Raw genomic sequence first — 13,988 nt, 5'->3', positions numbered from 1 at the left:
TTTGCTATTTTGCTTTTTCTACCAAAACAGCTAGTTCAAAATCATCCATATCAAGTACGGTCGCTCCTTTCAATTCAGCCAAAAGCTCTAGTTTCAACGCTTGTACTTCAGTTTGGATATATTCCCCAAAAGAATCAATTGCACTGTTTACCAACTCATTATCATTGGCAAGCTTGATATTGATCTTATCCTGTACTTCCAATCCCATGTCCTTTCTTAGATTTTGGATTCGGTTTACCAGATCTCTCGCGATTCCTTCTTGCTTCAATTCCTCCGAAAGGGTCACATCTAGCGCGACAGTCACACCTTGATCAGATGCTACTGACCACCCTGGAATATCCTGAGAACTGATCAACACTTCTTCCAAAAGCAGTTCTAGACTTTCACCGTCGAGATCAACTGATATTTTACCTTCACGTTCTATTTCAGCGATTTCAGCTTGTCCCCACTTATTGATTTCAGCTACCACGAATCGCATTTTTGGGCCCAATTTCTTTCCTAGCACAGGAAGATTTGGCTTTACATTTTTCACCAAGATACCGGATGCGTCATCGATAAACTCAATGTCTTTGATATTCACTTCGGATTTGATCAGATCTTCCAAGTGGAGAATCTGGTCTTTGATTTTCTCTTTTAAGATAGGAATCAAAATTCTCTTTAAGGGCTGACGTACTTTCATCTTCTCTTTCTTTCTCAGTGAGTGAACCAAAGAAGAAATCGTTTGCGATAATTCCATGCTTTCTTCCAGATCGGTATTGATCAAAGTCGAATCCGCAGCAACCCAATCAGTCAAATGCACAGAAGCTTTAGCATCAGATCCCGATTCGGTCAAATTCTGATACAACCAATCAGCATAGAAAGGAGCAAAGGACGACATCAATTGGGTGAGCGTGAGCAAAGACTCATAAAGCGTCTCGTAAGCCGCCTGCTTATCTGCATTCATATCGCCTCTCCAGAATCTTTTTCTCGCCAATCGCACATACCAATTTGAAAGCTGATCAACCGTGAAACTCATGATTGCGCGTGTCGCTTTGGTAGCATCGTAATTATCCATGGCTTCTTCTACTTCTGATATTAAAGACTGAAGCTTGGAGACAATCCACTGATCCAGCTCGGCTCTTTTCGCCACTGGTACCGCCATCGATTTGTCATAGACAAAAGCATCCAAATTCGCATAAAGCGCGAAAAAGTTATAGGTATTCTGAAGTGTGCCAAAGAAGCGACGCTGCACCTCAGTCACTCCATCCAGATTGAATTTCAAATTGTCCCATGGATTCGCATTGCTCAGCAGATACCAGCGTACCGCATCAGGACCGTATTCTTTTAAGGTCTTGAAAGGATCCACCGCATTGCCCAATCGCTTGGACATTTTGTTTCCGTTTTTGTCCAGCACAAGTCCGTTTGCAATCACATTTTTGAATGCAACACTGTCAAAAAGCATTACCGCAATCGCATGAAGCGTAAAGAACCAGCCTCTCGTTTGATCCACTCCTTCTGCAATGTAGTCTGCTGGATAGTTGGCTTTGAAAATATCATCGTTTTCAAAAGGATAATGCCACTGGGCATACGGCATAGCCCCGGAATCAAACCAAACGTCAATCAGATCTAACTCGCGGAACATTTTTTCACCTTTGGGAGAAACTAAGATGACATCATCCACATAAGGACGGTGAAGATCAAGAGCCTTGTCTTCATAAGGAGACTTCACCATGAACCCTTTGGCAATAGATTCTTGAATCCCAGTTTCCAACTCGGCGATAGATCCTAAACAAAGCTCTTCATTTCCATCTTCCGTTCTCCAGATAGGAAGCGGTGTACCCCAGAATCGAGAACGGCTAAGGTTCCAATCCACCAGATTTTCCAGCCAATTCCCAAAACGACCCGTTCCAGTAGCCTCTGGCTTCCAGTTGATCGTCTTGTTTAGCTCGACCAATCTATCTTTGTAAGCAGTGGTTTTGATAAACCAGCTGTCCATAGGATAGTAAAGTACTGGCTTGTCAGTTCTCCAGCAATGTGGGTAACTGTGCTCATATTTTTCAACCTTAAAGGCCTTATTTTCATTTTTCAGAATGATCGAGATGATCACGTCGGTACTCTTGAAGTCCGCCGCATTCTCATCATCCTCGGTATAGTTTTTCACATAGAAATCCTCCGCTCCATATTCTTTGTGGGCAGTGATTCCATGTTCAGCTACTTTTAACTTAAGGTATTCACCCACCATCGTGATGAATTTCCCTCGCTTATCCACAATCGGAACATCTTTTCCTTGATCATCCTTTACGAATATTCCAGGTACATTATTCTGCGACAAAGTTCTAAAGTCATCTGCACCGAAAGCCTTGGCAAGATGAACGATTCCTGTACCATCTTCAGTAGTGACATAATCACCAGAAACTACCGTGAACGCCGGATGTGGAAGTGCCAAACCAGTTATCGGGAACAGTTGCTCATATTCCCAGCCTAGCATATCTTTTCCTTTGAATTCCTCGATCACTTCAAACGGAATCAATTTGTCTCCACCTTTATAACCTTCCAATTTTAGCTCAGCAGCTTTTGGATTCAAGTAAGAATTCATCCTGGCTTTCGCTAAAATCACTGTGCAAGCATCGAACGTATATGGATTGAAAGTCTTCACTTTCACATAGTCCAGATTCTCCCCGATCGCCAAAGCCGAGTTGGCAGGCAAAGTCCAAGGTGTAGTCGTCCAAGCTAGGATATAGGTGTTTTCCCCATCTTTCAGTTTGAACTGAGCAGTGATGGAAGTGTCTTTTACATCTTTATAAGTGCCTGGTTGGTTCAGCTCGTGAGAACTCAAGCCCGTACCTGCAGCTGGTGAATATGGCTGAATTGTGTAGCCTTTATAAATCAGATCTTTCTCATAAAGCTTCTTTAGCAAGCTCCAAACTGACTCTATATATTCCGGCTCAAACGTGATGTATGGATCATCCAAATCCACCCAGTATCCTATTTTCTCCGTCAGGTCATCCCATTCATTTTTGAATCGCATGACCGTCTCACGGCACTTTTGATTGTATTCTTCTACCGAAATTTTCTTGCCAATATCCTCTTTGGTAATACCCAATTCCTTCTCCACCTGCAACTCCACAGGCAAGCCATGCGTATCCCAACCGCCTTTGCGTTTCACCTGAAAACCCTGAAGCGTTTTGTAACGGCAGAAAATATCTTTCAGGGTACGCGCCATTACGTGATGAATGCCTGGAGTACCATTTGCCGAAGGCGGGCCCTCGAAAAAAGTAAATGTCTCCGCACCGTCACGGTTAGCTACTGATTGCTCGAAAATCTGGTTTTCTTTCCAATACTTCAATACGGATTCCCCGATTTCGGGATAATCCACTTGTTTAAATTCCTGATATGTCTTCACTGTATCCTTTCTTAAGGGCAAGTAGGTGATAATTAATTTTTGGGCGTGTCCCCGTCTGAAAAAGCCGGGGTCGGGCTATCCGCTGTATCCACTGCGCTTCGCTTAGTGGATACAGCTGCTATCCCTCACGCATTCAAGGAAACATCCTCCTCAAATGAAGGCACAAAGATAGGAGAAATCCCCCTTTTTGGGAGGGTCAACCGGAAAAAATGGAAGGAAAGCCTAACAGACCAATAAACTACAGATCATTGAGAGAACTCTTTTACTATGTCATCTGACATTTCAACTCACGATTCTAGACTGTTGGCTCTTAGATCTTGATACTTACGTCTTTTTACTTTAAACTAATTGCCCATCTCCAATTTATAACTCACACTTCGTCCACCTCCCTGTGGTAAAAAGATTCCCAATTCGTTTAAAACCTGTAAATCTCGCGTGGCAGTCGCTTTGGAGGCTTTGGTGATAGCTATGTATTTTTTCGCTGTCATTCCTCCCTCAAAACCTGTTGGCTCTTCAGCGAGCATTCGATTGATAGCCTTCGATTGTCGGTCGGTCAGAATAGATTGATGCTTCGCAAAAAACTTGCTTTTCAGAAGCGTAAATTGAATTAACTCAGTGGCATAAACTTGAGCCTGAAGCACAGTGTCTGTGAAATATTCTAACCAATTACTAATTTCATTACTGGATTGAGCAACTTTCAACGCTCCGTAATAGGCATTTTTCTCCTTTTCTATTGCTGTAGAAAGACTGATCAAAGTAGTATGCCCCAACCCTTGATGCAACGCTTTTTCCGCCAATGCACGACCTATTCGTCCATTTCCATCCTCAAATGGATGTATGGTTTCAAAATACAAATGCGTGATCGCTGAGCGAACAAGTAGACTCGAGATTTCATTCACAGCATTGGGGGCAGTTGTATTAAACCATTTGATAAAGGCTTCCATTTCTTGTGGAACTCTTTTGCTAGGAGGCGCTTCATAGTGGACTTTTTCCTTGCTCAAAGCTCCCGAGACAACCTGCATAGGCTCTGAATCAGTGCGCCATTGTCCAGCCTCGATGTATCGATTTCCCTCCATCAGCATCTTGTGCCAATCGAAAAGCATCGCTTCGTTCAATGGTTCTGCATAGGAAGAACGTACATGGATCATCAGTTTGGCGATGCCTTTTGCGCGCTGATCTTTGACTAGCAAAGGTTGGTTTTCGTGAATTCCGAGATTTTTCTTGATCGACGACATTACGTCTAGACGACTGAGAAACTCTCCCTCGATTTCAGAAGTTTTGATTGCCTCTACTACCATCATTTCCAGAGTAGTCTCAGTTTGGTCCAAATCACCCAAACCAATAACCATACCTTTGATCTGTCCTGATTTCAATAGAAATTCTGCCAGACGTTTATCACTGGATTTAGCTTTGTAGCTGAAATTCGGCCAATCTGGATATTCCCAATTATATCTCATGAGCCGAATATACAACTTATTCGGCTCATAATACTACGATTTATGAGCCGAATAGAAGCGATAATCGGCTCATAGGTGTAAGAGCCTTTAAAAATGCCCATTTTTGCATCAAAGGCATTTACCTCTCCTTGTCTGTTTATATTTTCCGCGGACACTTAATATATTTCGATGAAATCAAGAATAGCTCTATACACATTGGCAGCAAGTCTGGCCTTTGCCTGCTCATCTGCGAAGGAAACCAACCTAGAAGAAACTCCCAAACTCTCTGGTAATCCGATTTTCGACGGCTGGTATGCAGATCCAGAAGGAATCGTTTTTGTAGACGAATACTGGGTATATCCTACCTTTTCAGCTGGCTTCACAGATCAATTGCACATCGATGCCTTTTCTTCCAAAGACCTAATCACTTGGGAAAAGCATGCTAATATCTTGGACACAGTAGCAATCAAATGGGCTAGACAAGCCATGTGGGCACCAGCGGCAATCGAAAAGGATGGGAAATACTACCTCTTCTTTTCCGCAAATGATATTCAGCGCCCAAGCCGTGACGGATGGGATCCGAATAATGACATCAACCATTTTGGAGGACTTGGAGTGGCAGTTGCTGACTCACCTGGAGGGCCTTTCAAAGATCACTTAGGCAAGCCTTTGCTTTCTGAATTCTATAACGATGCCCAGCCAATCGACCAATTCGTATTCAAAGACACCGACGGTACATATTATATGCTCTATGGAGGTTGGAGTCATTGTAATATCGGCAAACTAAATGCTGATTTCACGGGCTTTGAACTTTGGGATGACGGGGAGCTATTTCATGAGATTACCCCCGAGGGTTATGTAGAAGGGCCTTTTGTATTTATCAGAAATGGCAAATATTACTTCATGTGGTCTGAAGGAGGCTGGACAAATGATAGCTATAAAGTTGCTTATGCTATGGCTGACAAAATCACTGGGCCTTGGAAGCGCATTGATACAATCTTGGAATCTGATACCACTGTTGCGACGGGCGCTGGTCACAACTCGGTCATCCAAAAGTCTGGATCTGATGATTGGTACATGGTCTATCACCGTCGCCCAATTCCAAATGAAGGTCGAGATCATCGGGTGACAGCGATTGATGTCATGGAATTCAATGCAGATGGCACTATCAAGCCGATTAAAATGACTTTTGAGGGAGTGGCAGCGAATCCTATACTGGAATAAGCCCTATTTTAAGGTAATTTCAAAAATCCAGTAGAGTTGAACACAACTGGATTTTTTCATTTATTAATGCCATAAAAAACTTACTTTTAATATACTGACTGCCAACTATTAACACCATTTTTCTAAATCTAGTTAAGACTATTTTAATTACATCTGATTCTTCAATTTTGAATAGTTTTTTATGAAACCTTTTTCTAAACTCCATTTATGGTTGATCCTGCCATTCCTTGTTACATTAATAGGATTCCAAGGGTATTGGATGGGTTTTAGAGATGCCCCATTTCATTGGCATTTGCATGGACTTTCAGCCACCTTTTGGTATATATGTTTGATTATTCAGCCTTGGCTCTATCATAACCGACCTATAAGTGTCCATAGAAAAGTAGGAATGTTTTCTTTGATTATAGCGGGATTTGTTATTGCATCTGCCTTAAATATGATCATAGTGAGTTTACCTACGATGAGCGAACTATCACCCCTTTATTCTGTTAGGTATAGTCTTGCACTTGTGGACTGTATTTCTATTACGGGCTTTGCATTATCTGTCGTTCTTGCCATTACCTACGCACGAAATACCCAAGTGCATGCAAGATGGATGATTTCAACTGTTTTTTGGGTTTTATCTCCGGGTACCGTGCGGTTTTCATTTATTCCTCTGGGAGCGATATTTCAACCGAAAGCATTTTCTGATTTCCCATTCATTTGGACGGACGTATTCATCTGGAATGAAGTATTGATTTGCTTGATAATTCTTTATTTGATCATCAGGGATATTGTCAAACAAAAGACTGTTTACTTTTCTTATGTATTGATCCTGATTGTCAACTTACTTTTCATTCCAATAATAAATGGACTCAAAGACGCTCCTTGGCTTAGATCATTTTTTGAATGAATAGCAAAAGCAACAAACCTGACTGACTACTTCGAGATTGAAAGTAGATTATGAATATTAGTATTTTACTTTATACTCAAAGAGTAAAATAAAAATCCTAAAACTAAGTGCCTAGGAGCTTTCTTGTTTCTTGAATCTAAAATCTATAAAGTAACCTTCACTTCCTTCTTCTCTCCACCTCTCTCATAGCCAAGAAGCACTTCATCGCCTTTCTGAAAAGAACTTAACGCACGCATATAGCTCATCATATCCACAATCGTAGAATCACCCATTTGCAAAACTACATCACCTTTCATTAGACCAGCTGCTTGAGCAGGCTTGTCCTCAGACACACCGTCGATTCGCATGCCTTTTCCATCAAATAGGTAATCTGGGACTACACCCAAGGAAACTGTAAATCGAGGAGAATCTCCGTTGCTGTCTTTCGTCTTCCTGAAAGCAAGTTTAGGCTCAGCATCCAATTGATCCACTAAGCGATCGATGTATTTCACCACAAGCAATAATCCATCATAATTGATCAAGTCAGAGTCATCAGAAGGCTTGTGATAGTCTTCATGCTGACCTGTGAAAAAATGAAGAACTGGCAAATCTTGTAGATAAAAAGAAGTGTGATCAGAAGGACCCACGCCGGACTCTGAAGTGACTAATTTCAAACTATCCGCATTTGCCAAATCCAATGCTGACACAAAGCTTGGGCTAGTACCAACACCATTAATTGCAAGTGTCTTTTCTGCATTCAATCGACCAACCATATCCATATTGATCATGTAATTGACAGTAGTAAGATCGATGGTAGGATTCTTTACGAAATAATTTGACCCCCAAAGTCCATTTTCCTCCCCTGAAAAAGCAATGAATAGAAAGTTGCTGTTGTGCTTCTCATGCTTGAGAGTTCTTGCTAAAGCTACCAAAGCAGCAGTGCCGCTGGCATTATCATCTGCACCATTATGGATAGCTGAATCTCCACGATGCAATGAACCGCTTCCTCCCATCCCCAAGTGATCAAAATGAGCTCCGATCACGATTGTATTTTCAGACTTGTTGTCAATATAGCCAATCACATTTCTTCCAGTCACGCCTTCTCCATCTGTGCCGACTACTGCTTCTTCATGCGGATTGGTAGGTTTTGACACTGTGAAAGGCTGAAAATAAGCTTCCGTTCCTTTTGGCTCCAGTCCGATTTCTTTGAATTCTGCGGCAAGATATTCCGAAGCTTTTAGCTCGCCTTCTGTTCCGATAGCTCTGCCCCGGAGATTATCTGCTGCGAGATAAGTGACATCCTCTTTCAAGCCAGTTTTCAGACTTTCATCTGTTGGTGCAGTATTACAACTCCAAGTGAATAAAGCCACTGAAGCTGCTGCCACGTTATATTTTGATAGATATTTCATGTAATTTCTCATCTTCTGCCAAAGATAATAAAGCTTACCTTTGCGCAGCTATTACTTAAAAATCAATTCATTAATGAGACAAGTCCTTATTGCCCTGCTGCTACTTTCATTTGCTTGCAGCTCAAAAACTCAGGTTCAAACAGTAACCGAAACGGAAGTTCACTCTGCTTCAGACTCTTTGCTATTGACTCCTGAGGAAATGAACTATTTAAAAAACATCAAGCAACTGACATTTGGTGGAAATAACGCTGAGGCATATTGGTCATTTGATGATTCTATGCTGGTTTTTCAGTCTGATTATAAAGAATGGGGAGCAGACTGCGATCAAGTATTTTATACGAATTGGAAAACCGATGACTTGCAAAACAATCAGCCGAAGCGCCTAAGCACTGGCTTGGGCAGGACAACCTGTTCCTACTTTCTTCCTGACAATAAAAGTATCGTTTATGCTTCTACACATTTAGGGGGAGAAAATTGTCCGCCTGTTCCAGAGCGCAGAACTGATGGCAAATACGTTTGGCCGATCTATGATTCCTTTGACATTTTCACAGCTGATATGGAGGGAAATATAACTTCACAACTTACCAATGAGCCTGGCTATGATGCGGAAGCGACGGTTTCGCCAAAAGGGGACAAAATAGTATTCACTTCTCTAAGAAGTGGTGACATGGAGCTTTATACCATGAATATTGATGGGTCTGATGTGCACCAAATCACTTCAGATTTGGGATATGATGGAGGTGCGTTTTTCTCGCCTGACGGTACCAAAATCATCTGGAGAGCTTCTAGACCTACTTCTGATGAAGATGTAAAAGTATACAAGGATCTACTTGCAGAAGGACTTGTGATGCCAACAAGCATGGAGCTATATGTGGCAAATGCAGATGGAACAGATGTGAAAAAGATAACGGATCTAGGAAAAGCCAACTGGGCTCCATTCTTCCACCCATCTGGAGAAAAGATTATTTTTGCCTCGAATCATCAAACCGAACGCGGCTATCCTTTCAATCTTTTCATGATCAATCTGGACGGAACAGGTTTAACTCGTATCACACATGATGGGACTTTTGATGCCTTCCCTGTATTCTCCAACGATGGTAGATATTTGGTTTTTTCCTCAAATAGAAACAATGGCGGCACTAGAGACACCAATCTCTTCGTAGCAGAGTGGATAGGCGGATGATCCATAATTTTTTGAATAAAACAATAAACAATGCCGACATTTGATAAATCCTTTTATGTTAAAAAAAGAAATTATAATTTGAAGTAGACAAACAACCTTAACTATGAAAAAACTAAAGTCAATTTTGAGTCTTACGCTAGTGATGTTATTTATCTCAGCTATGACATTTACCTCATGTGGAGGGAAAAAAGGAGCTAACAACGAGACTGAAACAGAGCAAGCAGAAGGTGATGAGCATCCAGAAGACGGAGATAGTACTGAGCATCCAGCAGACGGAGATAGTACTGAGCATCCTGCAGATGGGGATAGCACTGAGCATCCTGCAGATAACTAATTCGTATTTCTCAAAAAAAGGGGATCCATTTGGATCTCCTTTTTTAGGATTTAGCTTTTCGCTGGAAAGAAAAACGGGAATTCACTTTTACTTCTTTTCCATTGATTTCAAGATACGGATAGGCCAGAAAATTGATGGGACCGGCTTCTGGGCCTGGGTTGATTTTTAGATCTCTACCTCGACTTAGTTCTATCCTATTGGCTGGGTGTCGTCCAAAATAGTAAGTAGCAAGGGCTGTGTATTTATTCCCCTCGCTAATATCGACTGGCCACCATTTTCCATCGGCATAGAACTCAGCCCAACAGTGATAACCATCTATACCTCCCTCATTTCTATCTGATGGAATAGAAGCACCAATAGCAAATCTGGCAGGAATATTCACCGATCGTGCTAGAGAAATAAAGAAGGAATGGAACTCCGTACAATTTCCCGTTTTTGAATCACAGGCATAATTTGAGTCACCATTCCCATAATTCCCGAACTTCATATAGCGCATATTATCAATGATGTAATCATACAATACACGCGCTTGTATCAAATGAGAATCGTTGATTTTATCACCAAGTTCCTCTTTGGCAATTTCCTCAAAACGTCCACCTGTCGGCATGAGTTTGGTAGAAGCCAGATAAATGGATTTGTCTGGCTCAGGAGCAGCATAGGGCCCCTTTTCTCTTCGTTTTACCGCATAAGTAAGGTTAATTTCCTCTCCGGAATTTTCAGGGCCCAAATCTAAGTACAACAACGTATTCCCATAATTACCTTCTTTGATTCGCTTCGCCCCTTCAGGGATTTCAACACTTACCAGTTCGATTTCTTGGAAATCATCGGATTCAGCAATCGGAATCCACAATTTTGCAGGTCCATCTAGTTGTGGTAGCTGGGCGGAATAATAAAACTCAAATTCATCTTTTCCTTCAACTACCCCCATCAAATCATTATTAGATTGTTCCAGCGGCAATTTAAACCAGGTTTTATCCTCCTTATTTTGCTTCCAGGAATAATAAGGTTTTCCATTGAACTTATGTACAGAAGTGGAAGTGACACCCATCGCTCCCGGTTCCCCATCCATAAAAAAATCCACGTCATAGACATCGCCACTTTCATCCACCAGATCTACACAGGCGAAATGGGTTTTGGGGCCTAGATTTGATAAATATTCCGTATGTACCCGGACCAGCTTCATCTTCAAATCATGGTTCTCATCTTTTACAGGAAATACTCCACCATTCTTTTCGGTTTGAACTGCTATAAAATCTTTAATACCTTTTTCAATTTCAGCAATATTTACTCTCGTGCTAGACTTTACTTTGGACTCACCTTCTTTTGTTTCGCTAGTAGTTGGCTCTTGTCCACAGCCAAAAATAAAAAATACTCCAATTAGAATTATGAGGCTATACTTTGCTTTTTCTTTCATGGTTTTTTGAGATTAAGGTCAAAGATAATAATCATTAATCTGTATGTACGCTTTTCTGCCAGTAAGCGAATTCTCTTTGGTCAACGGATTGGAAAACCGATGACCGAAGACCGAAGTAAACCAGAATTCAAGGTGTCTTTGGATCTTCGATCCTATAAATTTTCTACTGGCAAGATTCCGTATAATCACAATCATTAATTAGGCTAAGCAATTGCAAATCATAATCCCTAATGAGACCATAATTTATTGCCACGTTGATATTGCGATTTACTTTTATTACGACGACAGACCTTCAAGGTGATGCGGAGACATATGTCCTTTATACTTCAAACTCTCGTTTACGTTAGCCTTCAAAGGTAAATTATTTGGAAATATCAAGCGCCTCAGTTTTGGTGATGGAAACTATTTTTATTCCCATCCATCCATTTGAAAGAGTATATCCTTTCAGCCTTTTCATGATTAATCTGTATGTAATTGGTTTAACTCGTTTCACACATATTGGTACTTTTGACGCTTTCCCAGTAATCTCAAATGATGGTAATTACTTGGTCTTTTCCTCAAATAGGACCAACTGAGATGCAAGAGATTCAAATCTTTTTCTAGCTGATGGGATTATGTGGATAATTTATTATCAACCGATTTTTGTTTTTCAAATAAGATTTAAAACCATTATAATTATGCTCCACAATCTTACTTATTAATGAAAATAAGATATCTACTTCTTGTCAGTGCATTTGGTTTAATCACCTATCAGTCCTGTACCAGTACTAAAAAAGTATCCAGCAATGCACTAGCTTTAGTTACCTATGACAAAGACATACATCCAATTATGGTGGCACATTGCACCCCTTGTCATTATCCGGAAGGAGAGAAGGATCAGTTAGATACATACGACCGCGTTTTATCTCGGTTAGATGATATCCTCGACAGAACACAAAGAGACAGCTCCGAAAAAGGTTTTATGCCACACAAATTGAAAAAACCAGCTCTGAGTCAAGAGGAATTAGCAGTCTTCTTTAAATGGATGGAAGATGGAATGCTGGAGAAATAAATTCTAATTCTTTTATCAATTTCTACAATCCTCACGATTGGCGGTCTTTTTGTTTTTCAAACACTATGACAAAATGCAAAACAGCCATGAAAACGCTACCTACACTATTTTTCGTTGTCTTACTTCTAGTAGCTTGCAAAGGACCTAAGCAGGATTCCCCAATAGACGCAGCATTTTCCCCAGATGCTGAACACTTGGAGGAAATCAACACGGAGTGCTTTCAATACCTTGGTGAAAAAGACACCGTCCGACTCACGACGCATGTTGATGGTACAAACATCACAGGCACGCTGGATTACACGATTTTTGAGAAGGATAAAAACAGTGGAACTATCAAAGGGGAAATAAGAGATGACATGATAATCGCGGAATACACTTTTATGTCTGAAGGAGATTCTACCAGGCGACAAGTAGTATTTAAAAATACTGAAGAAGGGTGGAAAGAAGGATATGGTGAAATGAAATCTGTGGACGGAATACCCGTACAGGTCAACATAGATTCTTTGGATTATAGTCACAACATCGCTTTAACTCCTTTTCCGTGTGACTAAAACAAGGCTGCTCTATTTTGCTTTCTCCTATCAATTTCCTAATTTCTAAGCTCAAGTCTCCCAAAATCACCTTTTTCTGTGGCTGAAAACATCAGTCTGTTAAATTTTACCGCTTTTTGAATTGAGTCTATGAAATACTATACCCGATTGGTTTTACCCTTATTGGTGACACTTGCCCTTGGATTTTCAAAGCTATATTTCGGCGAATTATCCAAAACTTGGGAGGGTGTTTTCGCATACTTACCTAATATCAATACCGTTCTGATTATTTGTGGCTTTAGTTGGTGTCTGTTGGTTTTGACCAAGATTGGAAAAAAGGTCCTGCTCAAGCAATACGATATCAGTAAGGAGGATAATCTGAAAGCTCGGAAAGTCTATACTCAGATCAACGTATTGGAAAAAGTTGCCAACTTCATCATTATCGTGCTGGGAATCGGATTGATTTTGATCTCCTTTGAATCGATCAGACAGATCGGAGTTGGACTATTTGCCTCAGCGGGAGTAGCTGGGATTATTATCGGTTTCTCTGCGCAAAAAGCCATTGGAACGCTGATCGCAGGTGTTCAAATTGCGATTACACAGCCTTTCCGATTGGAAGATGCGGTGGTAGTCGAGGGCGAATGGGGCTGGATTGAAGAAATCAATCTAAACTATGTCGTCGTGCGAATCTGGGATCAACGGCGATTGGTTTTGCCGTCTACTTATTTTTTGGAAAAGCCATTTCAAAACTGGACTCGAACCACTTCAGATATTATCGGTTCGGTTTTTATCCACACCGACTACACGATTTCCTTCGAAGCACTTCGAGTGGAACTCGACCGAATCTTGGAATTGACTGATCTCTGGGACAAAAAAGTAAAAGTACTCCAAGTCACCGATGCAAAAGAATTTACCGTGGAAACAAGAATCCTAGTCTCTGCCAAAAACTCCCCTACGGTTTGGGATTTACGAGTCTATGTCCGGGAAAAGATGGTGGAGTTTATCCAGAAAAACTATCCTGAAAGCTTGCCCAAAACTCGAGTTTCACTAGATCAATCGAATGCTAAGGATTCAAGTAAAGAGATTTAAAGCAAATTTTAGCAGTTCAGAAACCTCTTATAATACTTATTTAAACCGCTGGACTAATAAGTTTT

11 protein-coding genes are annotated in these 13,988 nt (G+C 40.9%); 7 read left to right on the top strand and 4 right to left on the bottom strand.

All coding sequences use genetic code 11. The features are described 5' to 3' along the window. Positions 1-4: 4 nt before the first annotated feature. Both ileS and BVH04_RS09325 read right to left on the bottom strand, forming a co-directional pair. On the bottom strand, positions 5-3,382 hold the full coding sequence (gene ileS / locus BVH04_RS09335; RefSeq protein WP_086541232.1) for an isoleucine--tRNA ligase: 3,378 nt from the start codon (positions 3,380-3,382) through the stop codon (positions 5-7). A 344-nt stretch (positions 3,383-3,726) separates the two neighbouring features. Beyond that, a complete protein-coding gene (locus tag BVH04_RS09325; RefSeq protein WP_086541198.1) occupies positions 3,727-4,839 on the bottom strand; it encodes a Fic family protein in 1,113 nt (370 codons plus the stop codon). Positions 4,840-5,007: 168 nt separating this feature from the next. Here BVH04_RS09325 and BVH04_RS09320 point away from each other — a divergent pair, with 168 nt between their 5' ends. Further along, the gene (locus BVH04_RS09320) at positions 5,008-6,042 is read left to right on the top strand and encodes a glycoside hydrolase family 43 protein (protein ID WP_086541197.1); all 1,035 of its coding nucleotides are present in this window, start codon (positions 5,008-5,010) and stop codon (positions 6,040-6,042) included. Positions 6,043-6,223: 181 nt separating this feature from the next. Beyond that, positions 6,224-6,934, top strand: a complete 711-nt coding sequence (locus tag BVH04_RS09310; RefSeq protein WP_086541195.1) for a hypothetical protein — start codon at positions 6,224-6,226, stop codon at positions 6,932-6,934. Positions 6,935-7,077: 143 nt separating this feature from the next. Here the strand turns inward: BVH04_RS09310 and BVH04_RS09305 are convergent, their stop codons facing one another. Next, positions 7,078-8,322 carry a M20/M25/M40 family metallo-hydrolase gene (locus BVH04_RS09305; RefSeq protein WP_086541194.1) on the bottom strand — a complete coding sequence of 415 codons (1,245 nt, stop codon included), beginning with the start codon at positions 8,320-8,322 and terminating at the stop codon, positions 7,078-7,080. A gap of 73 nt (positions 8,323-8,395) precedes the next feature. Here BVH04_RS09305 and BVH04_RS09300 point away from each other — a divergent pair, with 73 nt between their 5' ends. After that, positions 8,396-9,505, top strand: coding sequence for a TolB family protein (locus tag BVH04_RS09300; protein WP_086541193.1), 1,110 nt, complete (start codon positions 8,396-8,398; stop codon positions 9,503-9,505). A 103-nt stretch (positions 9,506-9,608) separates the two neighbouring features. Continuing rightward, the gene (locus tag BVH04_RS09295) at positions 9,609-9,839 is read left to right on the top strand and encodes a hypothetical protein (RefSeq protein ID WP_086541192.1); all 231 of its coding nucleotides are present in this window, start codon (positions 9,609-9,611) and stop codon (positions 9,837-9,839) included. Between the two features lie 43 nt (positions 9,840-9,882). On the opposite strand, the gene BVH04_RS09290 is transcribed toward BVH04_RS09295, so the two are convergent. Beyond that, complete coding sequence (locus BVH04_RS09290; protein ID WP_086541191.1) at positions 9,883-11,253, bottom strand: transglutaminase-like domain-containing protein; 1,371 nt, start codon at positions 11,251-11,253, stop codon at positions 9,883-9,885. Between the two features lie 700 nt (positions 11,254-11,953). Between BVH04_RS09290 and BVH04_RS09280 the strand changes: the two genes are divergently transcribed. The 3 genes from BVH04_RS09280 to BVH04_RS09270 all read left to right on the top strand — a co-directional run bounded on the left by BVH04_RS09280 (position 11,954) and on the right by BVH04_RS09270 (position 13,923). Beyond that, complete coding sequence (locus tag BVH04_RS09280) at positions 11,954-12,304, top strand: hypothetical protein (RefSeq protein ID WP_086541189.1); 351 nt, start codon at positions 11,954-11,956, stop codon at positions 12,302-12,304. An 86-nt stretch (positions 12,305-12,390) separates the two neighbouring features. Then, on the top strand, positions 12,391-12,855 hold the full coding sequence (locus tag BVH04_RS09275) for a hypothetical protein (RefSeq protein WP_140160553.1): 465 nt from the start codon (positions 12,391-12,393) through the stop codon (positions 12,853-12,855). Positions 12,856-12,984: 129 nt separating this feature from the next. After that, positions 12,985-13,923, top strand: a complete 939-nt coding sequence (locus BVH04_RS09270) for a mechanosensitive ion channel family protein (RefSeq protein WP_086541187.1) — start codon at positions 12,985-12,987, stop codon at positions 13,921-13,923. Positions 13,924-13,988 lie beyond the last annotated feature (65 nt).

It is taken from the genome of Algoriphagus antarcticus (genome assembly GCF_002150685.1).
Taxonomy (GTDB): domain Bacteria; phylum Bacteroidota; class Bacteroidia; order Cytophagales; family Cyclobacteriaceae; genus Algoriphagus; species Algoriphagus antarcticus.
This window is presented reverse-complemented; position numbering and strand designations above follow the sequence as displayed.

Bases quoted from the DNA above. Each gene is read 5' to 3' on its own strand.
- BVH04_RS09295 (WP_086541192.1), top strand. From the start codon at position 9,609: ATGAAAAAACTAAAGTCAATTTTGAGTCTTACGCTAGTGATGTTATTT.
- BVH04_RS09270 (WP_086541187.1), top strand. From the start codon at position 12,985: ATGAAATACTATACCCGATTGGTTTTACCCTTATTGGTGACACTTGCC.
- BVH04_RS09320 (WP_086541197.1), top strand. From the start codon at position 5,008: ATGAAATCAAGAATAGCTCTATACACATTGGCAGCAAGTCTGGCCTTT.
- BVH04_RS09290 (WP_086541191.1), bottom strand. From the start codon at position 11,253: ATGAAAGAAAAAGCAAAGTATAGCCTCATAATTCTAATTGGAGTATTT.
- BVH04_RS09310 (WP_086541195.1), top strand. From the start codon at position 6,224: ATGAAACCTTTTTCTAAACTCCATTTATGGTTGATCCTGCCATTCCTT.
- BVH04_RS09305 (WP_086541194.1), bottom strand. From the start codon at position 8,322: ATGAAATATCTATCAAAATATAACGTGGCAGCAGCTTCAGTGGCTTTA.
- BVH04_RS09300 (WP_086541193.1), top strand. From the start codon at position 8,396: ATGAGACAAGTCCTTATTGCCCTGCTGCTACTTTCATTTGCTTGCAGC.
- BVH04_RS09280 (WP_086541189.1), top strand. From the start codon at position 11,954: ATGAAAATAAGATATCTACTTCTTGTCAGTGCATTTGGTTTAATCACC.
- BVH04_RS09325 (WP_086541198.1), bottom strand. From the start codon at position 4,839: ATGAGATATAATTGGGAATATCCAGATTGGCCGAATTTCAGCTACAAA.
- BVH04_RS09275 (WP_140160553.1), top strand. From the start codon at position 12,391: ATGAAAACGCTACCTACACTATTTTTCGTTGTCTTACTTCTAGTAGCT.